Source organism: Rhodococcus sp. AC861, from assembly GCF_979256035.1.
The window spans coordinates 652124-675763 of the sequence record NZ_CEEDMW010000002.1; the positions used below are offsets into that span (position 1 = coordinate 652124).

25 protein-coding genes are annotated in these 23640 nt (G+C 67.4%); 22 read left to right on the forward strand and 3 right to left on the reverse strand.

Features of this window, described 5'->3' with window-relative positions; translation table 11 throughout:
* Positions 1–16 precede the first annotated feature (16 nt).
* The 4 genes from AC0IX4_RS08495 (at position 17) to AC0IX4_RS08510 (ending at position 3406) form a co-directional block, all read left to right on the forward strand.
* Positions 17–850: an SGNH/GDSL hydrolase family protein gene (locus tag AC0IX4_RS08495; RefSeq protein ID WP_471828686.1), complete on the forward strand. Its 834-nt coding sequence runs from the start codon at positions 17–19 to the stop codon at positions 848–850.
* A 144-nt stretch (positions 851–994) separates the two neighbouring features.
* Positions 995–2173 (forward strand): dihydrolipoamide acetyltransferase family protein, encoded by a 1179-nt coding sequence (locus AC0IX4_RS08500; RefSeq protein ID WP_471828687.1) that lies wholly within the window; start codon positions 995–997, stop codon positions 2171–2173.
* A 7-nt stretch (positions 2174–2180) separates the two neighbouring features.
* The gene (locus AC0IX4_RS08505) at positions 2181–2615 is read left to right on the forward strand and encodes a GNAT family N-acetyltransferase (protein ID WP_471828688.1); all 435 of its coding nucleotides are present in this window, start codon (positions 2181–2183) and stop codon (positions 2613–2615) included.
* A complete protein-coding gene (locus AC0IX4_RS08510; protein WP_056074153.1) occupies positions 2612–3406 on the forward strand; it encodes an SDR family NAD(P)-dependent oxidoreductase in 795 nt (264 codons plus the stop codon). Before AC0IX4_RS08505 ends, AC0IX4_RS08510 begins: the two co-directional genes overlap by 4 nt.
* Here AC0IX4_RS08510 and AC0IX4_RS08515 read toward each other — a convergent pair.
* Positions 3382–4311 (reverse strand): DUF5996 family protein, encoded by a 930-nt coding sequence (locus AC0IX4_RS08515; protein ID WP_056074156.1) that lies wholly within the window; start codon positions 4309–4311, stop codon positions 3382–3384. The genes AC0IX4_RS08510 and AC0IX4_RS08515 overlap by 25 nt on opposite strands.
* A gap of 48 nt (positions 4312–4359) precedes the next feature.
* Between AC0IX4_RS08515 and AC0IX4_RS08520 the strand changes: the two genes are divergently transcribed.
* The 17 genes from AC0IX4_RS08520 (at position 4360) to nuoN (ending at position 21649) form a co-directional block, all read left to right on the forward strand.
* Entirely contained in the window at positions 4360–5310 is a 951-nt protein-coding gene (locus AC0IX4_RS08520; protein ID WP_042576300.1) for a ring-cleaving dioxygenase, read from the forward strand.
* Positions 5307–5936, forward strand: a complete 630-nt coding sequence (locus tag AC0IX4_RS08525) for an MSMEG_1061 family FMN-dependent PPOX-type flavoprotein (RefSeq protein ID WP_042576301.1) — start codon at positions 5307–5309, stop codon at positions 5934–5936. The genes AC0IX4_RS08520 and AC0IX4_RS08525 overlap by 4 nt, the downstream gene beginning before the upstream one ends.
* A 17-nt stretch (positions 5937–5953) precedes the next feature.
* Positions 5954–6358: an Rv3143 family two-component system response regulator gene (locus AC0IX4_RS08530; protein ID WP_042576302.1), complete on the forward strand. Its 405-nt coding sequence runs from the start codon at positions 5954–5956 to the stop codon at positions 6356–6358.
* A gap of 146 nt (positions 6359–6504) precedes the next feature.
* Positions 6505–6864 carry an NADH-quinone oxidoreductase subunit A gene (locus AC0IX4_RS08535; protein ID WP_042576303.1) on the forward strand — a complete coding sequence of 120 codons (360 nt, stop codon included), beginning with the start codon at positions 6505–6507 and terminating at the stop codon, positions 6862–6864.
* Positions 6865–6891: 27 nt separating this feature from the next.
* A complete protein-coding gene (locus AC0IX4_RS08540; RefSeq protein WP_042576304.1) occupies positions 6892–7446 on the forward strand; it encodes a NuoB/complex I 20 kDa subunit family protein in 555 nt (184 codons plus the stop codon).
* Between the two features lie 20 nt (positions 7447–7466).
* Positions 7467–8090, forward strand: coding sequence for an NADH-quinone oxidoreductase subunit C (locus AC0IX4_RS08545; RefSeq protein WP_471828819.1), 624 nt, complete (start codon positions 7467–7469; stop codon positions 8088–8090).
* Positions 8090–9400, forward strand: a complete 1311-nt coding sequence (gene nuoD, locus AC0IX4_RS08550; protein WP_056074157.1) for an NADH dehydrogenase (quinone) subunit D — start codon at positions 8090–8092, stop codon at positions 9398–9400. Before AC0IX4_RS08545 ends, nuoD begins: the two co-directional genes overlap by 1 nt.
* Positions 9397–10263 carry an NADH-quinone oxidoreductase subunit NuoE gene (nuoE, locus tag AC0IX4_RS08555; protein ID WP_471828689.1) on the forward strand — a complete coding sequence of 289 codons (867 nt, stop codon included), beginning with the start codon at positions 9397–9399 and terminating at the stop codon, positions 10261–10263. Before nuoD ends, nuoE begins: the two co-directional genes overlap by 4 nt.
* Positions 10260–11576 carry an NADH-quinone oxidoreductase subunit NuoF gene (gene nuoF, locus AC0IX4_RS08560; protein ID WP_042576308.1) on the forward strand — a complete coding sequence of 439 codons (1317 nt, stop codon included), beginning with the start codon at positions 10260–10262 and terminating at the stop codon, positions 11574–11576. Before nuoE ends, nuoF begins: the two co-directional genes overlap by 4 nt.
* Positions 11573–13927: an NADH-quinone oxidoreductase subunit G gene (locus AC0IX4_RS08565; RefSeq protein WP_471828690.1), complete on the forward strand. Its 2355-nt coding sequence runs from the start codon at positions 11573–11575 to the stop codon at positions 13925–13927. Before nuoF ends, AC0IX4_RS08565 begins: the two co-directional genes overlap by 4 nt.
* Positions 13924–15189: an NADH-quinone oxidoreductase subunit NuoH gene (nuoH, locus tag AC0IX4_RS08570; protein WP_471828691.1), complete on the forward strand. Its 1266-nt coding sequence runs from the start codon at positions 13924–13926 to the stop codon at positions 15187–15189. The genes AC0IX4_RS08565 and nuoH overlap by 4 nt, the downstream gene beginning before the upstream one ends.
* Positions 15182–15706, forward strand: coding sequence for an NADH-quinone oxidoreductase subunit NuoI (gene nuoI, locus AC0IX4_RS08575; protein ID WP_042576310.1), 525 nt, complete (start codon positions 15182–15184; stop codon positions 15704–15706). The genes nuoH and nuoI overlap by 8 nt, the downstream gene beginning before the upstream one ends.
* Positions 15703–16398 carry an NADH-quinone oxidoreductase subunit J gene (locus AC0IX4_RS08580; protein WP_471828692.1) on the forward strand — a complete coding sequence of 232 codons (696 nt, stop codon included), beginning with the start codon at positions 15703–15705 and terminating at the stop codon, positions 16396–16398. Before nuoI ends, AC0IX4_RS08580 begins: the two co-directional genes overlap by 4 nt.
* Positions 16395–16694, forward strand: coding sequence for an NADH-quinone oxidoreductase subunit NuoK (nuoK, locus tag AC0IX4_RS08585; RefSeq protein WP_042576312.1), 300 nt, complete (start codon positions 16395–16397; stop codon positions 16692–16694). Before AC0IX4_RS08580 ends, nuoK begins: the two co-directional genes overlap by 4 nt.
* Before the next feature lies 1 nt (position 16695).
* Positions 16696–18582: an NADH-quinone oxidoreductase subunit L gene (gene nuoL, locus AC0IX4_RS08590; RefSeq protein ID WP_471828693.1), complete on the forward strand. Its 1887-nt coding sequence runs from the start codon at positions 16696–16698 to the stop codon at positions 18580–18582.
* A complete protein-coding gene (locus AC0IX4_RS08595; protein WP_471828694.1) occupies positions 18579–20126 on the forward strand; it encodes an NADH-quinone oxidoreductase subunit M in 1548 nt (515 codons plus the stop codon). Before nuoL ends, AC0IX4_RS08595 begins: the two co-directional genes overlap by 4 nt.
* Positions 20123–21649, forward strand: a complete 1527-nt coding sequence (gene nuoN, locus AC0IX4_RS08600) for an NADH-quinone oxidoreductase subunit NuoN (RefSeq protein ID WP_471828695.1) — start codon at positions 20123–20125, stop codon at positions 21647–21649. Before AC0IX4_RS08595 ends, nuoN begins: the two co-directional genes overlap by 4 nt.
* 95 nt (positions 21650–21744) lie before the next feature.
* Here the strand turns inward: nuoN and AC0IX4_RS08605 are convergent, their stop codons facing one another.
* On the reverse strand, positions 21745–22446 hold the full coding sequence (locus AC0IX4_RS08605; protein ID WP_042576316.1) for a type 1 glutamine amidotransferase domain-containing protein: 702 nt from the start codon (positions 22444–22446) through the stop codon (positions 21745–21747).
* 139 nt (positions 22447–22585) lie between these two features.
* Between AC0IX4_RS08605 and AC0IX4_RS08610 the strand changes: the two genes are divergently transcribed.
* Complete coding sequence (locus AC0IX4_RS08610) at positions 22586–22981, forward strand: hypothetical protein (protein ID WP_042576317.1); 396 nt, start codon at positions 22586–22588, stop codon at positions 22979–22981.
* Here the strand turns inward: AC0IX4_RS08610 and yczE are convergent.
* Positions 22924–23598 carry a membrane protein YczE gene (gene yczE, locus AC0IX4_RS08615; protein WP_082518442.1) on the reverse strand — a complete coding sequence of 225 codons (675 nt, stop codon included), beginning with the start codon at positions 23596–23598 and terminating at the stop codon, positions 22924–22926. The two genes, AC0IX4_RS08610 and yczE, sit on opposite strands and share 58 nt — an antisense overlap.
* Between the last annotated feature and the right edge of the window lie 42 nt (positions 23599–23640).

Below are 23640 nucleotides of genomic sequence, written 5' to 3' on the forward strand. Positions count from 1 at the left end.
TTCGTTCGGGGGAAACATGTCACGCAGTCGCATCGGAATCGTCCTCACCGCGGCAGTCGCCGCGGCCGTGCTGACGGGTGGAAGTGCCACGGCAGCGCCCACTCCCGAGGTGTACGTCGCACTGGGTGACTCCTTCGCCGCGGGCAGTGGCATCGCGCCGCAGACACCGTCGGGAATCTGCGGTCGATCCGGCGTCAACTACCCCAGTCTCCTCGCACGTGACCTGCAGATCCCGGTGGTCCGGGACGTGACGTGCGGGTCGGCCGAGTCCGCGAACCTCGCCGGACCGCAGCGCGGGCCCGGCGGCATCGCCGAACCGCAGTACGACGCGCTGAGCACGGACACGACGCTGGTCACCGTCGGCATCGGGGGCAACGACATCCAGCTGGTGCAACTGGCAGCGCGCTGCATCGCGCTGCCCCTCAGCGCTCCGTGCGCCACTCTTCCCGACGACACCTACCCCTCGCGTATCGACGCCTTCGCCGCTACCTACGACACGGTGCTCGACGAGGTTGCTCGCCGGGCCCCGGCTGCGCGCGTCCTCATGGTCGGGTACCCGACCGGCATCAGACCCGGCGGTTGCCCCGATCGTCAGCCCGTCCGGCCCACCGATGCGACCTACCTGCAGGCACGCATCGACCAGCTGAACGACGTCATGGAGGCCGCGGCCGACCGGCACGGCGCCACCTACGTCGATCTCGCCGAGTCCTCGCGTGACCACGACGTGTGTGCCGAGGACAGCTGGATGGTCGGCATCGTTCCGACCTCCCTCGACGCGTTCGTTCCCCTGCATCCGACGGCGGCGGGTCACGCGAACGCAGCGCGGCAGATCGAGGCCGTGCTGCGCTGAGTGCACCCGCGATGCGCCCGTCGGAGCCCCGCCACTGGTCATCGTGCTCATCGCGGCTGCATTCTCTTGCGCACAGTGACCGTCGGTGCTTGTGTGATGTGACACACAGCTTCACACGACGTGCACTCACGAGGAGCATCCGCCATGTCCACGGTCAAGACCTTCCTGCTTCCCGACCTCGGTGAGGGACTCGCCGACGCCGAACTGCTCGCGTGGTCCGTCGACATCGGCGACACCGTCACCTTGAACCAGACCATCGCCGAGGTGGAGACCGCGAAGGCATCGGTCGAACTGCCGTCTCCCTACGCCGGCGTCGTCGTCGCACGGCATGCGGAGGAGGGCACGACCGTCGACGTGGGCGCACCGTTCCTCGACATCGAAGTGCCGTCCACCGACACGGCCGACGTCCCTGTTCCCGCCCCTGCAGATCCACCGGCAGATCCCCCGACGCGCACACCCGTTCTGGTCGGCTACGGCGTCGCGGAAGAGTCGTCGTCACGCCGGCCGCTCGCGGCCCCGCCTGTCCGTAAGGAGGCGCGTGATCGCGGCATCGACCTGTCCACGATCGTCCCGACGGGTTCCCACGGCGACGTGACCCGCGCCGACCTCGCGTCGTCGCGACTCGACGAGGACCGCACGCCGATCAAGGGCGTGCGTAAGCACACGGCCGAGGCGATGGTGCGCAGCGCGTTCACCGCGCCGCACGTGACCGAGTTCGTCACCGTCGACGTCACCCCGACGATGGAGCTGCTCGAGCAGCTGAAGAGCAGCCCGCTGCTCGCCGACGTCCGCGTCACACCGCTCGCGCTCGTCGCGAAGGCACTCCTCATCGCTGTGCGTGAGCACCCCAGCCTCAACTCGCACTGGGACGAGGCAGCCGACGAGATCGTCACCAAGAAGTACGTCAACCTGGGCATCGCCGCGGCGACTCCGCGCGGACTCATGGTGCCCAACGTCAAGAACGCGCACGCTCTCGGTTTCCGGGATCTCTGCGCCGCCCTCGCGGACCTCACGTCCGTCGCCAAGGAGGGAAAGACCGGTCCGGCCGACCTCGCGGACGGCACGATCACGATCACCAACATCGGGGTGTTCGGCATCGACTCCGGCACCCCGATCCTCACGCCCGGCGAGGCGGCGATCCTGTGCTTCGGAGCGATCCGTCGTCAGCCGTGGGAATACCGAGGTGAGGTCGCGCTGCGACACGTCACGACGCTGAGCCTGTCGTTCGACCACCGACTCGTCGACGGCGAGCAGGGCTCGAAGTTCCTGTCGACGGTCGCGACGCTGCTGTCGGATCCGGTGGGGTTCACGGCCCTGGGATAGTGGGGAGGTGACCAGCATTCACCACGCCACCGTTCGCGACGTCGATCCCGTTGCGCTGTACCGCATCCTGCAGTTGCGCACCGAGGTGTTCATCCACGAGCAGGGCATCGTGGGCGACCAGGAGATCGACGGCCGTGACCTCGAACCGACCACCACGCTCTTCTGGGCGGAGGACGACGGTCGCGTCGTCTCGACGCTGCGTCTGCTGCAGGACGAGCTCCCCGCCCATATCGGCCGCGTCGCCACCGCGACATCCGCTCGCGGTCGGGGGGTCGCGGCCGAGGTGATGCGCGCCGCCATGGAGTGCGCCGGTACCGACATCGCCATCTCCGCGCAGGCTTACCTCGAGGAGTGGTACGGCCGATTCGGTTTCGTGCGTACCGGCGCGAACTACCTCGAGGCGGGCATAGACCACGTGCCGATGCTGTTCACCCGGGCATGATCATCGACCTCTCGGGTAAGACTGCCCTCGTGACCGGTTCGACCCAAGGAATCGGCTACGCCATCGCGGCCGGCCTCGCGCGCAGCGGAGCCACCGTGCTGGTGAACGGCAGAACCGAAGCCTCGGTGTCCGCGGCCATCGAGCGACTGACCGCGGAGGTCGTCGACGGCACCTTCGTCGCCGCGCCCGCCGACGTCGGAACCGAATCGGGGTCGCGATCCCTGACCGACGCGCATCCCCGGGTCGACATCCTGGTCAACAACCTCGGAATCTTCGGCGCGCAGCCGGCTCTCGAGATCGACGACGACGAATGGCGTCGCTACTTCGAGATCAACGTCCTCGCTGCCGTGCGCCTCATCCGCGCCTACCTGCCGTCGATGAAGGACGCCGGATGGGGACGCGTGCTCAGCATCGCCAGCGACTCGGCCGTCGTCGTTCCCACCGAGATGATCCACTACGGCATGACGAAGACGGCGCTGCTGTCCGTCTCCCGCGGATTCGCCAAGGACGCCGCCGGGTCCGGGGTGACGGTCAACTCGGTCATGGCCGGTCCGACCCACACGGGGGGAGTGGAGACGTTCGTGCGCGAGCTGGTCGGCGACGATCTCCCGTGGGACGAGGCCCAGCACGAGTTCATGGTGAAGTACCGCCCGCAGAGCCTGATCCAGCGACTGATCGAGCCCGAGGAGATCGCGAACATGGTGGTCTACCTGAGTTCTCCGCTGGCGTCCGCGACCACGGGCGGGGCACTACGTGTCGACGGTGGTTACGTGGACTCGATCCTCCCCTGAGTCGCGTCGCCGTCCGAGGACGGCCACTCCGCCAACTCGGCTGCCACCCGCGCGGTGCTGTCCAGGAACGTCCGCAGGGTCGCGTCGGGGTTCTCCGACTGCCGGACCACCGAGTACGGGAGGACGAATTCGCCGAGCGCGGTGTCGAAATAGGCGGCCTCGGGTTCGACTGTCGCAGTGTCGAATCCGTCGGGCTGGGGGTAGGCGTAGGAGTAGAAGATGCCCTCCGATGCGCCTCCTGGCCAGTAGCCGGCGCTCGAGACCTCGTCGCTGTAGGCCTCGTGCATCACCCAGTCCGGGCAGTTCGGCACGCCGCCGGGGTGCTGCGCCGCGCGTCGACCCGAGAAGCGGGTCACCGCGAGATCGAAAGCACCCCAGAAGAAGTGGGACGGGCTCGTCTTGCCGCGGAAGTCACCGCGGAACGCCGAGAACACCCTGTCGGCGGACACCAGCGACATCCAGTACCGGTGCATCGCGTCGGCGTCGTAGCTGCTGTGCACCGTGTCTTCCGCGAACGGGATCGCCGGGTCGACCTCGACGGGTGATCCCATGATCGTCACCTCGATCCCGAGGGCGCGCAGATGCTCGAACAGTTCGTCGTGGAAGCTCGCCACGGTGCGCGCCCGCAGTTCCAGCTCCCGGGAGGTGCCCTGCGTCGTCGCGACGATCAGCCGGTGACGGACGAAGTCGAACCTGATTTCCACACCCATGGTGCGGTACGGCATCAACGACGTCGTCAGTCCGGTCGCGTCGACGTAGAAGGTGACGTTCCACCAGTGGTTGACGTGCGGCGACAATGCCATCCGCACCTTTCCGACGATCTGTGTCCACATGTGCACGGTGTCGCGTGTGTCCTGCCAGGAGGCGACGTCGAGCTCGGGCCAGGGTTCGAACTCTGGTGACACGGGCGTCCTTTCCGAGAAGATTCTGCGATCACGGTGGACGATATCCCCATGACGACGATTGCTCCCCTCGGTCTGCACCACGTCACCGCCATCGCCTCCGATCCCGGCCGGAACGTCGAGTTCTACACGCGAGTGCTCGGCCTCCGGTTGGTGAAGCAGACGGTGAACTTCGACGACCCCGGCACCTACCACCTGTACTACGGCGACGAGCACGGGAGCCCGTCGTCCCTGATCACCTTCTTCCCGTGGAAGGACGTCGAGCGAGGGCGACAAGGAACGGGTCTGGCCACCTCGACCGCGTTCAGCGTGCCGGGGTCGTCATTGTCGTTCTGGCACGACCGTCTCCGAGCGATGAACGTCCGCGTCGACGATCCGGTCACGCGGGGTGACGACGAGGTACTGCGCCTGTACGACCACGACGGGATGGTCCTCGACCTCGTCGCATCCGACGGGGACACCCGCTCCGGCTGGGACGGCGTGGGATCGATCCCCGCGGAACACGCGGTACGCGGACTGCACTCGGTGACTCTGACCGAGAAGACGCTCGACGCCACGGCCGAACTCCTCACCGGACGCATGAGCATGACGGTCGCGAGCGAAGCGTCGGGCAGCGCGCGGTTCGCGATGTCGTCGGGCGGCGCCGGCGCACTGGTCGACGTCGCCGCCGACCGCGCCGACAAAGGCCTGCAAGCAGGCGGAACAGTCCACCACGTGGCCTTCCGCGCACCCGATCACGAGACGCTGACGGCGTGGCGCGCCGAGCTGCTCGACAGCGGCGCGCATGTCACGGAGATCCTCGACCGGCAGTACTTCCAGTCGATCTACTTCCGCGAACCCGGCGGCGTCCTGTTCGAGATCGCGACGGAGGCCCCCGGCTTCGACGTCGACGAGCCGCTCCTCGAACTCGGCAAGTCGCTCAAACTGCCGCCGTGGCTCGAACCGACGCGGGAACAGATCCAGCAGAACCTGCCTGCGCTGCCCCCGAGCGACGAGTCGTGACCTGGACCGAGGTGACCGATAGCGACCAGCTGACGGCGATGTACGGCACCCCGTCCTTCCGCGCCGCGCACAAGGACCGTCCGAGGCTTCATCCGCTCGATCGGGACTTCCTCGCGGCGTCGCCGTTCTGCCTGGTGGCGACCGCCGACGACACCGGGCGGTGCGACGTGTCCCCGAAAGGCGACCCGGCGGGCTCGCTGGTCCACGTCCTCGACGACGCGACCATCGCGTTGGCGGAGAGGCCGGGCAACAAGCGCATGGACGGCTACCGCAACGTCCTGCTCAACCCGTTCGTCGGCCTCGACTTCCTGGTGCCCGGCCGCGGCGACACCCTGCGCATCAACGGCCGCGCGCGCCTGATCTCGGATGCACCGTTCTTCGACGACCTCGTCGTCAAGGGGCACCGGCCGATCCTCTGTCTGGTCGTCGACATCGAGCAGATCTTCCACCACTGCGCGAAGGCGTTCATGCGCTCGCGGCTGTGGGAGCCCGAGACGTGGAACCCGTCCGTTCTTCCCACGGTGGCCGAGATGACGAAGATCCTGATCCCGGAGTCCCCCGAATCCCTCGACCAGCTCCGGGAGTACTACGGGCCCGCGTACGAGGAGTCGCTGTACCGGTCCTAGATCTCCGTCTCGAGGGTATGGTTCGCCTCGTGGCGAATGCGACGCTGTCGGTGCTGGTCTACAGCAGTCACGCCCGCACGCGCGACGCCGTCCACGGCGCTCTGGGCCGGCGTCCACACCCCGACCTCCCCGAGATCGAGTACCTCGACGTCGCCACCGCGCCCGTCGTCCTCGAGCGGTTGGACCGCGGCGGCGTCGACCTGGTGATCCTCGACGGCGAGTCGGCCCCCGTCGGCGGCATGGGGCTGGCCAAGCAGCTGCGCGACGAGATCGACCCATGTCCACCACTTCTCGTGATCACCGGCCGCCCCGACGACGCGTGGCTCGCCACGTGGTCTCGCGCCGACGCGTCGGTCACGCATCCGATCGACCCGCTCGAACTCTCGCGCGCCGTGGTGTCGCTGCTCCGCCCTCCTGCCTGAGGTCACCGATCCGTTGCGATTGTCGTGACAACGCTCGAAATCAGACCCATCGCGCCGTCGAACGTCCTACTGTGTGGCACAGGTCACTTCCACTGATGGTTTCGACTCCCTCGGGAGCCGACACGACAGGCAGGAGTTCGAGCGGCATGAATGCTTATGTGCCAGTCCTCGTACTCGGTGTGATCGCTGTCGCCTTCGCCGTGTTCTCGGTCTTCGTCGCGTCCGCGGTGGGCCCGAAGCGCTACAACCGCGCCAAACTCGATGCCTACGAATGCGGCGTCGAGCCCACACCGCAGCATCCGGGTGGTGGCCGCTTTCCGGTCAAGTTCTACCTCACCGCAATGCTTTTCATCATCTTCGACATCGAGATCGTGTTCCTCTACCCGTGGGCTGTGCACTTCGAGGCGCTGGGCGTCTTCGGCTTGGCTGCGATGGCCCTCTTCATCGTCAACGTTTCCGTCGCCTACGCATACGAGTGGCGTCGTGGAGGTCTCAGCTGGGACTGATCCACACGTCGTGGAAGAAGTGATCGAATGGGATTGGAAGAGAAGCTGCCGAGCGGCTTCCTGCTGACCACTGTCGAGGGACTGGCCGGCTTCGCGCGCAAAGGGTCCCTGTGGCCCGCGACGTTCGGGCTGGCATGCTGCGCCATCGAGATGATGTCCACCACGTCGGGCCGCTTCGATCTGGCACGGTTCGGGATGGAAGCGTTCCGAGCCTCACCCCGCCAAGCCGATCTGATGATCGTCGCCGGACGCGTCAGCCAGAAGATGGCTCCCGTCCTGCGGCAGGTGTACGACCAGATGGCGGAGCCCAAATGGGTTCTGGCCATGGGTGTCTGCGCATCGTCGGGCGGGATGTTCAACAACTACGCCATCGTCCAGGGCGTCGATCACGTGGTTCCGGTCGACATCTACCTCCCCGGGTGCCCGCCGCGTCCGGAGATGCTGATCAACGCCATTCTGCAACTGCACGCGTCCATCCAAGCGATGCCACTCGGTGTCGACCGGGTCCGTGCGATCGCCGAGACCGAGAAGGCTGCACTGGCCTCACCGTCCGTCATCGACGCGAAGACGCTGTTCCGGTGAGCACCCGGGGGCCGCGAGGCATGTTCGGCGTCCGCGGATCGGGCGACGTGTCCGGGTACGGTCGACTGGCGCCGCCGAAACCCCGACACGACACCGCAACTCGACCTTTCGACGGTTCCTTCGAGGACGTCGCCGTGGCACTCGACCGGGCGCTGGGCGGTCACCTGTCCGACGCCGTGGAACGAGCCGTCGTCCACCGCGGCGAACTCACCTTCCACATCGCGCGGACCCACCTTCCGTCCGTCGCCTCGGCGTTGCGTGACGATGCGGCTCTGCGCTACGAACTCTGTCTCGGAGTCAGCGGGGTGCATCGTCCCGACGACGCTGGTCGTGAACTGCACGCCGTGTACCACCTGCAGTCCATCACCCACGGACGCCGACTGCGTCTCGAAGTGTCGGTGCCCGAGTCGGATCCGCACATTCCCTCCCTGTGCGGCATCTATCCCACCACCGACTGGCACGAGCGCGAGACGTACGACTTCTTCGGCATCGAATTCGACGGCCACCCGTCGTTGACACGTATACAGATGCCGGACGATTGGGCGGGTCACCCGCAGCGCAAGGACTATCCACTGGGCGGCATCCCCGTCGAATTCAAGGGCGCGCAGATTCCTCCCCCCGATCAGCGCAGGTCGTACAACTGATGACACTCGAGAAGGATCACGACACACCGACCGTCTACACCGCATCGGGACAGGACTGGGACGAGATCGTCGATCTGGCCGGCACCGCCGGTGAGGAGCGCATCGTCGTCAACATGGGTCCCCAGCACCCGTCGACGCACGGAGTGCTGCGCCTGATTCTCGAGATCGAGGGCGAGACGGTGACCGAGGCGCGGTGTGGAATCGGCTACCTGCACACAGGTATCGAGAAAAACCTGGAGTACCGCAACTGGACTCAGGGCGTCACCTATGTGACACGTATGGACTACCTGTCGCCGTTCTTCAACGAGACCGCCTACTGCCTGGGCGTCGAGAAGTTGCTCGGGATCACCGACGACATTCCCGAGCGCGCGACGGTGGTGCGTGTCCTGCTGATGGAGCTCAATCGGATCTCCTCGCACCTGGTGGCGCTGGCGACCGGCGGCATGGAACTCGGCGCCGTCACCGCCATGCTGTTCGGCTTCCGGGAGCGGGAACTGATCCTCGACATCTTCGAGACGATCACGGGCCTGCGGATGAACCACGCCTTCATCCGCCCCGGCGGGCTGGCCATGGACCTTCCGGACGACGCGGTACCCAAGATCCGGGACCTGCTGACGCTGTTGCCGGTTCGACTGCGGGACATGGGTGCGATGCTCGACGACAACCCCATCTGGAAGGGGCGGACCCGCGGCATCGGTTTCCTCGATCTGACGGGGTGCATGGCGCTCGGAGTGACCGGCCCCGTTCTCCGCGCCACCGGACTGCCGCACGACCTGCGGCGCGCGGAGCCGTACTGCGGGTACGAGAACTACGAGTTCGACGTGATCACCGAGCAGGAAAGCGACTGCTACGCGCGCTATCTCATCCGTGTCGACGAGATGACGGAGTCACTGAAGATCGTCGAGCAGTGCCTGGACGCCCTGCGGCCGGGGCCCGTGATGATCTCGGACAAGAAGATCGCATGGCCGGCGGATCTGGTCTCCGAATCCGACGGATTGGGCAACTCCCGCGAACACGTCGCGAAGATCATGGACGGGTCCATGGAATCGCTCATCCACCATTTCAAACTGGTGACCGAGGGAATCCGCGTGCCCGCGGGTCAAGTGTACGTGGCCGTCGAGTCGCCACGCGGCGAGTTGGGCGTGCACATGGTGTCCGACGGCGGCTCGAGACCGTATCGGGTCCATTTCCGCGATCCGTCGTTCACCAATCTCCAGGCAGTGGCCGCTATGTGCGAGGGAGGCATGGTGTCCGACGTCATCGCCTCGGTGGCCAGTATCGATCCCGTCATGGGTGGGGTGGACCGATGAGCAGCGGGAAGGCCGGAGGCCGGCCGGAATCGAGCATGCACGAACCGGTGTTCGTGGCGTTCGGGCCGAAGCCGGAGGAACGGGTTCAGCTGGTGCAGCCGGGTGCCCGACGCAGCTATCCCGACGCGGTGCTGGGCCGACTCACTCGTGATGCGGCGGAGATCATCGCGCGCTATCCCCACCCGCGGTCGGCCATCATCCCGATCCTCCATCTCCTGCAGGCCGAGGACGGCTATCTCACTCCCGCGGCGATCGACTTCTGTTCCGCCACCCTGTCGTTGACGGGGGCCGAGGTCGCGGCGGTGGCGACGTTCTATTCGATGTACCGACGCGAACCCACCGCGAACTACCTCGTCGGGGTCTGCACCAACACGTTGTGCGCGGTGATGGGCGGCGACGCCATCTACGACGCGCTGACCGAGCACCTCGACGGCGACGATGCGATCACCCTCGAGCACATCGAGTGCAATGCCGCCTGCGATTACGCGCCGGTGGTGATGGTCAACTGGGAATTCTTCGACAACCAGACGCCCGAGTCGGCGCGAACACTCGTCGACGATCTGCGGTCGGGCGCTCCCGTGACACCGACACGCGGCGCGACTCTGTGTACGTTCCGCGAGACGTCGCGCATTCTCGCCGGGTTCCCCGATCCTCGACCGGGCGCCGGGGGCACCGCCACCGCGGGACCGGCCACCCTGGCCGGCCTGACGATCGCCCGCGAACGGGGAATGGCAGCACCCTCGACGGACGACCGCCGAGCCGAGGTGCCCGCGCCGGACGCGGCAGCGGTGCCCACCGATTCCACCCGCGACAAGCCGGCGCCCGCACCGTCCGCCGACGTTCCGAAGGGACCACGGCCGTGACGCTGACCCCCGTGCTGAGCCGCTACTGGGACGAACCCGAGTCCTGGACTCTGGAGACCTATCTCCGACACGGAGGTTACGACGGCCTGCGGGCGGCGCTGTCCTCCGCGCCCGACGAGGTGATCGCCACCGTCAAGGAGTCTGGTCTGCGCGGCCGCGGTGGCGCCGGATTCCCGACGGGCATGAAGTGGAGTTTCATCCCGCAGGACGGTCCGACACCCGCGGACCAGACAGTGCCGCACTATCTGGTGGTCAACGCGGACGAGTCGGAGCCCGGCACGTGCAAGGACATGCCGCTGCTGATGGCCACACCGCACGTGCTGGTCGAGGGCATCATCATCGCCGCGTACGCCATCCGGTCCACGCGCGCCTTCATCTATCTCCGCGGCGAGGTGGTTCCGGTACTCCGGCGACTGCAGACCGCGGTCGCGGAGGCGTACGACGCCGGGTACCTGGGCAGGGACATCCAGGGGTCGGGCTTCGATCTCGACCTCGTCGTCCATGCCGGCGCCGGTGCCTACATCTGCGGCGAGGAGACCGCCCTTCTCGACTCGCTCGAGGGGCGACGCGGCCAGCCCCGGCTGCGGCCGCCCTTCCCCGCGGTGGCCGGCCTCTACGCAAGTCCGACCGTCGTCAACAATGTGGAATCCATTGCGAGCGTGCCGTCCATCCTGGCGAACGGGACGCAGTGGTTCCGGTCGATGGGGAGCGAGAAGTCGCCCGGGTTCACGCTGTATTCCCTCTCGGGGCACGTGACCACGCCCGGCCAGTACGAGGCCCCTCTCGGAATCACGTTGCGCGAGTTGCTCGATCTCGCGGGCGGTGTGCGCGCCGGTCATCGTCTGAAGTTCTGGACTCCCGGTGGATCGTCGACGCCGATCTTCACCGACGAGCACCTCGACGTACCCCTGGACTACGAGGGCGTCAGCGCCGCCGGGTCCATGTTGGGAACCAAGGCTCTGCAGATCTTCGACGAGACCACGTGCGTGGTCCGCGCCGTGCGGCGGTGGAGCGAGTTCTACGCCCACGAGTCCTGCGGCAAGTGCACCCCGTGCCGTGAGGGCACGTACTGGTTGGTGCAGATCCTGGCACGGCTCGAGAACGGCACCGGGTCGGAGGGCGATCTGCAGAAGCTGCTCGACGTCGCGGACAGCATCCTCGGAAAGTCGTTCTGCGCGTTGGGCGACGGTGCCGCCAGTCCCATCGTGTCTTCGATCGCACATTTCCGTGACGAGTACGTCGCCCATGTCGAGCAGGGCGGATGCCCGTTCGACCCGCATCTCTCCACCCTGATGGCAGGTGAGTACGCGTGACCGCAGTACAGCAAAGCACGGTGGACATCACGATCGACGGCGTGCCCATGACGGTTCCGAAGGGCACGTTGGTCATTCGTGCCGCCGAGATGCTGGGCATTCAGATCCCCCGGTTCTGCGACCACCCGCTCCTCGACCCGGTCGGAGCGTGCCGGCAGTGCCTCGTCGACGTCGAAGGTCAGCGGAAGCCGTTGGCGTCGTGCACCACCACCGTGTCCGACGGCATGATCGTCAGGACGCAGCACAGCTCGGAGATCGCCGAGAAGGCGCAGCGCGGTGTCATGGAACTGCTCCTGATCAACCATCCCCTCGACTGCCCCGTCTGCGACAAGGGCGGCGAGTGCCCCCTGCAGAACCAGGCCATGTCCGCCGGGCGCACGGAGTCCCGCTTCACCGAGACCAAACGCACCTACCCCAAACCCGTTCCGCTGTCGACGGAAGTCCTGCTCGACCGGGAGCGCTGCGTCCTGTGCGCCCGGTGCACGCGCTTCTCCGAGCAGATCGCGGGGGACCCCTTCATCGATCTACTCGAACGCGGTGCGCTGCAACAGGTCGGGATCTACGGTGCCGAGCCGTTCGAGTCGTACTTCTCCGGCAACACCGTGCAGATCTGCCCGGTCGGGGCGCTGACCAACACCGCCTACCGTTTCCGCGCCCGCCCCTTCGACCTGGTGTCGACGCCCAGTGTCTGCGAGCACTGCGCCAGCGGGTGCTCCCAGCGCACCGATCACCGTCGCGGCAAGGTCGTCCGCAGGCTCGCCGGGGACGATCCCGAGACCAACGAGGAATGGACCTGCGACAAGGGCCGGTGGGCGTTCGCCTACGGCACCCTCCCGGACCGTCTGACCACCCCGCTGGTGCGCCGCGCCGGCGGTGACCTCGAGCCGGCCTCGTGGCCGGAAGCCTTGGCCGTCGCAGCCCGCGGACTGGCCGGCGCGGGGGGAGATGCCGGCGTCCTCACCGGCGGACGCCTCACCGTCGAGGACGCCTACGCCTACAGCAAGTTCGCTCGAGTCGCTCTGCACAGCAACGACATCGACTTCCGCGCGCGGGCACTGTCCGAGGAGGAGACCGACTTCCTCACCGCCCGGGTCGCCGGTCGCGACATGGCAGTGACCTACTCGTCCCTCGAGGCGGCGCCGACCGTACTGCTCGTCTGTGTCGAGCCGGAGGAGGAGAGTCCGATCGTCTTCCTCCGCCTGCGCAAGGCCGTCCGACGCGGTGGTACCCGCGTCGTCACGCTCGCACCTTTCACCTCGGCCGGCTCCCGCAAGATGTCGGCCGACGTCCTGCAGACGGTCCCCGGCCGCGAGGCCGCCGTGCTCGACACCCTCGGGACCGAGACGGTCACCGGCGACACCGTCGTTCTGGTCGGTGAGCGTGCCGCCACCAGTCCCGGCGCCCTGGCCGCCGTCGTCCGACTGTCGGAGCGGACCGGCGCCCGTCTCGCATGGATCCCGCGCCGCGCCGGAGACCGCGGGGCGCTCGAAGCAGGGGCGCTTCCCACACTTCTGCACGGCGGTCGGCGTGTCGACGACGAGGATGCGCGGCGGGCCGTCGCGACCTCGTGGAACGTGTCCGATCTCCCCGAGCGTCCGGGTCGCGATGCCGCTGCGATGCTCGACGGGTCCCTCGGTGCGCTGGTCGTGGCGGGTGTCGACCCGGACGACTTCCCCGACCCGGCCGCAGCCCGGGCAGGGCTGGAACGCGCACGGTTCGTCGTCGCACTCGACATCCGCTCGAGTGCGGTCACCGCCATGGCCGACGTGGTGTTCCCCGTCGCCTCCGTCGCCGAGAAGTCCGGCTCCTTTCTCGACTGGGAAGGACGCCGGAAGACGTTCGATGCCGCACTTCCCACCCCGTCCAGGATGTCCGACCTCCGCGTGCTCGATGCGCTGGCCTCGGAGATGGGCGTGCACCTCGGACTTCCGGATGCAGCCTCGGCTCGTCGGGAACTGGATGCGGCCGGGTCCGCGCCGCGCGACTCGCACGTCGCCGCTCCGCCGCCCGTGCCGTCCATCGCCCCCGGGTCGGATTCCGCGGTGCTCGCGGGCTGGCACATGCTGCTCGACTCGGGTCGCCTGCAGGACGGGGAGGACGATCTCGCGGGTACGGCACGCACCCCCGTGGTCCGACTCTCCCCGGGCACCGCCTCGGACATCGGCGCCGCCGACGGGGACCCCGTCACCGTGTCCACTGCCTCGGGTGCGATCACCCTGTCGCTCCTGGTCACCGCGATGCCCGACCAGGTCGTCTGGCTCCCCCTGAACTCCGGACCGTCGCGCATCGGTGTCGAACTCGGGGTCTCACCGGGCGCGACCGTCTCGATCGCCGTCGGAGGCGAACGATGACCACGCCGACCGATCTGTCGATGTTCGGACTCGACCCGCTGTGGCTCGTCGTGGCCAAGGCTCTCGCCGTCTTCGGATTCCTCGTGCTGACCCCGCTGATCGCGATCTACGTCGAGCGCAAGGTCATGGCGTGGATGCAGATGCGCATCGGTCCCAACCGCACCGGACCGCGGGGCATGCTGCAGAGCCTTGCAGACGGCATCAAGCTGGCGCTCAAGGAAGGCATCATCCCGAAGGGCGTCGATCGGCCCATCTACCTGCTGGCGCCGGTCATCTCGGTCGTCCCCGCGTTCATGGCCTTCGCCGTCATCCCGTTCGGTCCGACCGTCTCGATCTTCGGCCACATCACCCCGCTGCAGCTGACCGACATGCCCGTCGCGGTCCTCTACATCCTGGCGGTGACCTCGATCGGTGTGTACGGGATCGTGCTCGCCGGATGGTCGTCGGGGTCGACGTATCCGCTGCTGGGAGCGTTGCGGTCGACCGCGCAGGTGATCTCGTACGAGGTCGCGATGGGACTCAGTTTCGCTGCCGTGTTCCTGTACGCGGGCACCATGTCGACATCGGGCATCATCGCCTCGCAGGAACGCCTGTGGTTCGTGGTCATGCTGCTGCCGTCGTTCCTCGTCTACGTCACCTCGATGGTCGGGGAGACCAACCGCGCACCCTTCGATCTGCCGGAGGCAGAAGGCGAACTGGTCGGCGGATTCCACACGGAGTACTCGTCGCTACGCTTCGCCATGTTCATGCTGGCGGAGTACGTCAACATGGTCACCGTGTCCGCGCTCGCGACCACCCTGTTCCTCGGAGGATGGCGGGCACCGTTCCCGATCAGCCTGTGGGACGGTGCGAATCAAGGATGGTGGCCCGTCCTCTGGTTCACGATCAAGGTGTGGGGATTCCTGTTCGTCTTCATCTGGCTGCGCAGCACGCTGCCGAGGCTGCGCTACGACCAGTTCATGAACTTCGGGTGGAAGGTGCTGATCCCGGCCGCCCTGCTGTGGATCCTGGTCATCGCCGGCGTGCGGATTCTGCTGGTCGACTCACCACACGTCCGGCCGGTCACCGTGGTCGCGTCCCTCGTCTACACCGCCGCCCTGGTTGCCGTCCTGACCAGGACGCTGCGTAGGGGCCGGCTCGAGCGCACCGTCTCGGACCCGGAGAACACCGCGCCGGCCGATCCTCATGCCGGCGGCTTCCCCGTACCGCCGCTTCCCGCTCGAAAAACTCGCCCCACTGCGAAGGAGACCACCGATGCCTGAATTCCTCGGTCCCGTAGCCGGTTTCGGTGTCACCTTCGCGACGATGTTCAAGAAAGCCGAGACCGAGTCGTACCCGGAGGAGAAGGTTCCCACGGCGACGCGCTACCACGGGCGGCATCAGCTCAACCGGTACGCGGACGGACTCGAGAAGTGCATCGGATGCGAACTGTGCGCCTGGGCGTGCCCCGCCGATGCGATCTACGTCGAGGGCGCCGATAACACCGAGACCGAAAGATTCTCTCCCGGTGAACGATACGGCCGCGTCTACCAGATCAACTATCTCCGGTGCATCGGCTGCGGGCTCTGCATCGAGGCGTGCCCGACGCGAGCCCTGACCATGACCAACGAGTACGAGATGTGCGACGACAACCGCGCCGATCTCATCTACGAGAAGACGGACCTGCTGGCCTCGCTCACCGAGGGCATGGACGCACCACCCCACGCGATGGCCGAGGGCGCGTCCGACGAGGACTACTACCGCGGCACCGTCACCGCCCGACGGGACGGCGACCGATGATCGTGTCGACGTCGGAAGCCGTCGCCTTCTGGATCCTCGCGCCTCTCGCCCTCATCGGCGGGATCGGCGTCGTCGCCTCGGCCAAGGCCGTGTACTCGGCACTGTTCCTCGCCTCGACCATGGTCGTCCTCGCGATCTTCTACATCGTGCAGGGCGCGGTCTTCCTCGGCGTCGTGCAGATCGTCGTCTACACCGGTGCCGTGATGATGCTGTTCCTGTTCGTGCTGATGCTCGTCGGTGTCGACTCGTCCGACTCACTGATCGAGACACTGCGTGGACAGCGCGCCGCGGCCATCGTCGTCGGACTGGGCTTCGGCATCCTCCTGATCGGCGGCCTCGGCAACGCATCGCTTTCCGACTTCCAGGGGTTCACCGCCGCATCTCCGCCGAACGTCGAGGGTCTCGCCGAGTTGGTCTTCGTGCGCTACGTGTGGGCCTTCGAACTGACCGGCGCCCTGCTGATCACCGCGACGATCGGCGCCATGGTGCTCACCCACCGCGACGCGATCGGCCGCACCAGAACGCAGAAGGAGTTGTCGCAGGACCGCTTCCGACTCGGCGCGCGAGTGACTCCGCTGCCGAGCCCCGGCGTCTACGCCCGACACAACGGCGTCGACATCCCCGCCCGGCTACCCGGGGGAGCACCGGCCGCGGACTCCGTGAGCCGACAGTTCCGCGAGGACCGGTCATGAATCCCGAGTACTACCTGTACCTTTCGGCGGCTCTGTTCACGATCGGCGCCGCCGGAGTACTGCTGCGGCGCAACGCGATCGTCGTCTTCATGTGTGTCGAGCTGATGCTCAATGCGTCGAATCTGGCCTTCGTCACGTTCTCGCGGATGCACGGCGGACTCGACGGCCAGGTGTTCGCCTTCTTCACGATGGTCGTCGCCGCCGCGGAAGTGGTCGTCGGACTCGCCATCATCATGGCCATCTTCCGATCCCGTCGATCCGTCTCGGTCGACGACGACAGTCTGCTGAAGTACTGACATGGGGACGAATCTGGTTCTGCTGCCCATGATCCCACTCCTCGGCGCCGCAGTGCTCCTCCTCGGAGGTCGACGTACAGATGCGTGGGGCCATCTGCTCGCCTGCGCGGCGATGGCCGCATCGTTCGTCGTGGCGGTGGTGACGTTCCTCGACATGGCCGGCCGCGCCGAGGACGACCGGACCCTCGCCCGCACCGTGTTCTCGTGGATACCCGTCGACACCCTCCAGGTCGACCTCGGGCTCCGGCTCGATCAACTCTCCGTCTGCTTCGTCCTGCTGATCACCGGAGTCGGCGCCCTGATCCACGTCTACTCCATCGGCTACATGCGGGACGACCCCGACCGGCGCCGCTTCTTCGCGTATCTCAATCTCTTCGTCGCCGCGATGCTGCTGCTGGTCATGTCCGACAACTTCCTCGGCCTGTATGTCGGCTGGGAAGGCGTCGGACTGGCCTCCTACCTGCTGATCGGCTTCTGGTCGGCCAAGCCCTCCGCCGCGACAGCAGCGCGCAAGGCCTTCGTCGTCAACCGGGTCGGAGACATCGGCCTGGCGGTGGCTCTGATGATCATGTTCGCCACATTCGGCTCCGTCTCCTACGACGACGTGTTCTCCGGAATCGGCGACGCCGGCACCGGCACGGCGACAGCACTCGGGTTGATGCTTCTCCTCGCCGCCTGCGGCAAGTCCGCCCAGGTGCCCCTCCAGTCCTGGCTCGGCGACGCGATGGAGGGGCCGACCCCGGTGTCGGCCCTGATCCACGCGGCGACCATGGTCACCGCCGGGGTGTATCTGATCGTGCGGTCCGGCGCGGTGTTCGAGGCGTCGCCGGTCGCCCAGAACGTCGTCGCTGCAGTCGGTGCGGTCACATTGCTCTTCGGCGCCGTCATCGGCTGCGCCAAGGACGACATCAAGAAGGCTCTGGCCGCGTCGACGATGAGCCAGATCGGCTACATGGTTCTGGCCGCGGGTCTCGGTCCGGCCGGTTACGCGGTGGCGATCATGCATCTGCTCACGCACGGCTTCTTCAAGGCGGGACTCTTCCTCGGCGCGGGCTCCGTCATGCACGCGATGGACGACGAGACCGACATGCGCCGGTTCGGCGGCCTGCGGACGGTCCTGCCCGTCACCTTCGTGACCTTCGGGCTGGGCTACCTCGCGATCATCGGAGTGCCCCCGTTCTCGGGATTCTGGTCGAAGGACGGCATCATCGAGGCCGCTCTCGACGCCGGCGGCGTGAAGGGAGTTCTGCTGGGAATCGCCACCCTGGTCGGCGCGGGTCTGACTGCTTTCTACATGACGCGTGTCATGGTCCTCACCTTCTTCGGCGAGCGTCGGTGGACGGACCATGCGCACCCCCACGAGGCGCCGGCGAGCATGACGGCACCGATGATCGTGCTGGCGGTCGGATCTGTCGGCGCGGGAGCACTTCTCGCGGTCGGGAGCCGACTCGAAGGGTGGCTGGCCCCGGTCGTCGGCGAGCACGAGGCAGCTCACGTCGTGCCCGCCTGGATCGTCACGGCCGTCGTCCTCGTCGTCGTGGCCGCCGGAATAGCCGTGGCGCTGCGCATGTACGGCCGATCGGCTGTTCCACGGACCGCCCCTGCCGGGTCGGTGCTCACCACCGCGGCACGACGCGATCTGTACGGAGACGCCGTGAACGAGGCCGTGTTCATGCGCCCGGGTCGGCGCGTCACCGAGGCCGTCGTGACAGCCGACCGCGCCGGTGTCGACGGCGTCGTCGAGGCCTTCGCCCTGTCGGTCCGCACCGCCTCGACGCGGTTGCGACGTTGGCAGAACGGCTTCGTACGGTCCTACGCGCTCTCGATGTTCACCGGCGCGGTTCTCGTCGTCGTCGCCCTGACCGTGGCACTGGGGGTGACGCGATGACCGACCTTCCCGTACTCAGCGCGCTGTGGATCGTGCCGTTGCTCGGCGCTCTCGCCGTCATGGCGGTCCCGCGATCGAACAGCCGCGCCGCGCGGATCACCGGCGTCGGTGCTGCCGGCGCGGTCCTCGTTCTCGCGGCTGCGCTGGCGGTGAACTTCGAGCCCGGGCGTGAGGGCTACCAGTTCGTCGAATCACGGGAGTGGATACCGACGTTCGGCGCCGGTTACACACTCGGGATCGACGGCATCGCGTTGACGCTGGTCCTGCTGACCGCCGTGCTGGTGCCGTTGCTCCTGCTGGCCGGGTGGAACGACACCGCACACGCGCAGGATTCACGACGCCCCCAGACCTACGTCGCTCTGATCCTGGTCGTCGAGTCGATGGTCATGGTGTCCTTCGTCTCCCTCGACATCCTGCTGTTCTACATCTTCTTCGAGGCGATGCTCGTACCGATGTACTTCCTGATCGGCGGCTTCGGACGGGACGCGGAGCGATCACGTGTCGCGGCGGTGAAGTTCCTGCTGTACAACCTGGTCGGCGGACTGGTGATGCTGGCGGCGGTCATCGGTCTCTACGTGGTGACCGCGTCGGACACCAGCCCGTTCGAGTCCGGGACGTTCGACGTGCGGGCGATCGCCGACGCGGCCGCGGCGGGAGAACTCGGTGCGTCGCCGGGCGTCCTGAACGCGATCTTCCTCGGCTTCCTCGTGGCCTTCGCCGTGAAGGCGCCGCTGTGGCCCCTGCACACCTGGCTACCCGGGGCGGCGACCGAAAGTACGCCTGCGACAGCCGTGTTGATGATGGCCGTCGTGGACAAGGTCGGCACGTTCGGCATGCTGCGGTACTGCCTGCAACTCTTTCCCGACGCGTCGGCCACCTTCGCGCCGCTCGTGATCACCCTCGCCGTGGTCGGCATCGTCTACGGCGCGATCCTCGCGATCGGGTCGACGGACATCATGCGCCTCATCGCCTACACCTCGATCTCGCACTTCGGATTCATCATCCTCGGCATCTTCGCGATGACCAGCCAGTCGCAGGCCGGTTCCGCGCTGTACATGGTGAACCACGGGATTGCCACGGCTGCACTGTTTCTCGTGGCCGGATTCCTGGTCACCCGTCGAGGAACTGCTCTGATCGCCGAGTACGGAGGAGTGCAGAAGGTGGCGCCGATCCTGGCGGGCACCTTCCTCGTCGCCGGGCTCGCGACGCTGTCGCTACCCGGGCTCGCCCCGTTCGTCAGCGAGTTCCTCGTCCTGATCGGCACGTTCCCCCGATACGGCGTCGCCGCGGTTATCGCCGCGAGCGCGCTCGTGCTGTCCGCGATGTACGTGCTGTGGCTCTACCAACGCGTGATGACAGGGCCGGCAGCGGCCGGCTCCGACCGCATCGGGGACCTCGTACCGCGCGAGATAGCGGTGGTGGCACCACTTCTGGCGTTGGTGATCGTCCTCGGGGTGTACCCCAAGCCGCTTCTCGACGTCATCACGCCCGCAGTCGAACGCACATCCGTCGAACAGGTGGAGACAGGGGTGGCGCAACCATGACCGTCGAATCGCCGTCGATCGAGTACAGCCTGCTCTCGCCGATGATCATCGTGTTGGTAGCAGCGGTGGTCGGAGTTCTCGTCGAGGCATTCGTCTCCGCCGAACGTCGGCGGGCGACGCACCTCGTCCTGAGCATCGGGTCCCTCGCCGCGGCACTGGTGGCAGTCATCGCGCTGGCAGGCACCAGTACCGTTGCCGCGGCCGGATCCGTCGTCGTCGACGGGCCGACACTGTTCCTGCAGGGTGTGCTCCTGACCGTCTCGGCAGCATCGATCGCGCTGATGGCCCATCGCACCGTCGACCATCCCGAAGCGGAAGCGGCGGACGCCTTCACACCTCTCGCGTCGGTCGTCCCCGGCAGCCTCGCCGAGGCCCGCGCCGTCACCGCGAAGGTGACCCGCACCGAGATCTATCCGCTGACACTGTTCGCCGTCGGCGGCATGATGGTGCTGCCCGCGTCGAACGATCTCCTGACGATGTTCGTCGCCCTCGAAGTGTTGTCACTGCCGCTCTATCTGCTGTGCGGGCTGGCCCGTCGTCGACGCCTGTTGTCGCAGGAGGCATCGCTCAAGTACTTCCTGCTCGGCGCTTTCTCGTCGGCATTCTTCCTGTTCGGGACGGCGCTGCTCTACGGCTACGCGGGCAGCGTGCGCTTCGACGACCTGGCGGTGGCCGACGGCGATCGCGTGCTCGGGGTTCTCGGCGTCGGCCTCGTCGCGGTGGGACTGCTGTTCAAGGTCGGTGCGGTGCCGTTCCATTCGTGGATTCCCGACGTCTACCAGGGCGCCCCGACGCCGGTGACGGCCTTCATGGCGTCGGCAACCAAGGTGGCGGCCTTCGGCGCCCTCGTCCGCATCCTGGTCGTGGGCGTCCCCGATCTGCAGGACGCATGGCGTCCCATGCTCTGGGCCGTCGCCATCGTGACGATGCTGGTGGGTGCCGTCATCGCCGTCACCCAGACCGACGTGATCCGGATGCTGGCCTACTCCTCCATCGCCCACGCCGGGTTCATCCTCACCGGTGTCTACGCCGGAGGCCCCGGTGTCTCGGCGACGCTGTTCTACCTCGCGGCCTACGCGTTCAGCACCCTCGGTGCGTTCGCGGTGGTGTCGCTGGTCCGCGACCAGGGTGGCGAGGTGTCGGAGCTCCGCCGGTGGGCGGGCTTGGGTCGGCAGTCCCCGGCGGTGGCGGGCGCGTTCGCGTTGTTCCTGCTCGCGTTCGCCGGCATTCCGTTGACCAGCGGGTTCACCAGCAAGTTCGCGGTGTTCCAGGCGGCCCTCGCCGACGGCGGGACAGCTCTCGTGATCGTCGGAGTCGTCAGCAGCGCCATCGCGGCGTCGTTCTACATCCGGGTGGTGGTCGTCCTGTTCTTCACCGACGCGGACGGGGATTCCGTGACGATGAGCCGAAGTCCCGGTGCCGCCCTGACCATCGGTGTCTGCGCGATCGTCACGGTTGCGCTCGGCGTCTTCCCCCAGCCCCTGCTCGACCTCGCCGAGCGAGCGGCCGCAGCCATTGCCTGACCACCTGACCCCTCCCGCGAGTACGTCGATACCGTCGTGATTCCGGGGGGAGTCGCGACGTTATGGACGTACTCGCGGGGGTGCGGGGTGGTTGGTCAGCTCAGGGCAGCGACGAGCCTGTCCGCCAGCGGCTTGGTCGACGCCGGGTTCTGGCCCGTGAAGACCGTTCGGTCGACGATGACGTGGGGTCCCCAGGCGTCGCCGGAGGAGAACTCGGCTCCGCCGTCGCGCAACCGCGTCTCGAGTAGCCAGGGTGCCTTGGCGGCGAGACCGGCCTGCTCTTCTTCCTCGTTGGTGAAGCCGGTGAGCTTGTATCCCGAGAAGGGCCAGCTGCCGTCGTCGCGGGTGGCGGACAGCAGAGCTGCCGGCGCGTGGCAGACGGCGGACACGATCTTGCCCGATTCGAGGAACTCCGTGACCAGGGCTCCGAAGTCGGTCGACACGGCCAGATCCTCCATCGGACCGTGACCGCCGGGGACGAACACGACGTCGAAGGAGGACGCGGTCTGATCCTCGAGGCGAGCGGGGGAGGCCAGCACGCCCTCGATGGACTCGAGGTACTGCTTCTGATCGGCGACCTTGCTCTCGTCGCCGCCGTTGGCCTCCACTGCGAGCGATCCCTGGTCGACCGTGGGCGTCACGCCGCCGGGAGTGGCGACGACGACATCCCACCCTGCCTCGGTGAAGGTCCGGTGGCTCTCTACGAGCTCCTCCGCCCAGTAGCCGGTGGGGTGCTTCGTCCCGTCGTTCAGGGTCCAGTGATCGGAGCCGGTGACCACGAAGAGCAGTTTCGTCATGAGGTGATGTCCATCCGTCGTAGAAATGTGGTCGTGTTCGATCCGGGGGTACCCCCGGACGACCTTCACAACGCGGGAACGGACGAGGCCGCCCATTCGTTGCACCGATCACAGTCACTTAACACTCTGCGAGGTAGTCATGAGCGGCAACGGACAGTTCGGTTTCGATCCCGAGGATTTCGAGCGCGTCGCACGCGAGGCCGGCGACGGCATCCGCGACATGCTCGGTCAGGCGATGAAGAAGGCCAACCAGTCGGGCGTCGACGTGCCCTGGGCCGGTCTGTTCGGGGCAGCCCCCGGCAAGGCCACTGCGCCCGAGCCTGAGACCACCGGTCAGAAAGGCGACGGTGTGTGGGCGATCTACACGGTCGACGAGACCGGGACGGCCGGTGTCGACCAGGTCTTCGCGACGGAACTCGACGCACTCCGGGCCCACCGTGACAACGTCGATCCCAGCCGCAAGGTGCGGTTCCTTCCCTACGGCGTCTCGGTCGGCATCCTCTCCGCGGGCACCGACCTGCCGACGGAGGAGTGAGAACCTGAACCGATCGTGACCCACCGCTGCGGCATCACCTGAAGGAACATGTGGGCCAGCGGTCCGATCGCCAGCGCGTACAGCACGGTCCCGATGCCGACGGTCCCGCCGAGAAGCCACCCCGTGGCCAGCACGGTCACCTCGATCGCCGTGCGCACGGAGCGCACCGTCATACCCGTCCGCGCGACGAGCCCCGTCATGAGGCCGTCGCGCGGGCCCGCGCCCAGCCCGGCGGAGATGTACGCCGCGGTCGCCAGTCCGTTGAGGACCACCCCACCGACGAGCAGCGCCGATCCGACCAGGTGACCGCTGTTCGTCGGCAGGAATGTCAGCGCGAGATCGACCGTCACGGCGATGACGACGATGTTGGCGACGGTGCCGATGCCCGGACGCTGGCGCAGCGGTATCCACAGCAGCAGAACCACGGCTCCCGTCAGTGCGGTCACCGCACCGAAGCTCACCGGGAGGCGATTCTCGAGGCCCTGGTGCAACACGTCCCACGGGTTGAGGCCGAGTCCGCCCGCGATCATCATGGCCATCGAGGTGCCGTACAGCGCGAGACCGCCGATCAGCAGTCCCGTACGCAGCACGGTCTCGCGCAGAGCGGAGTAGGTCATGCGCTCGAGTCTCGCCGCTCGCGTACGTCGCCAGAGCAGGCC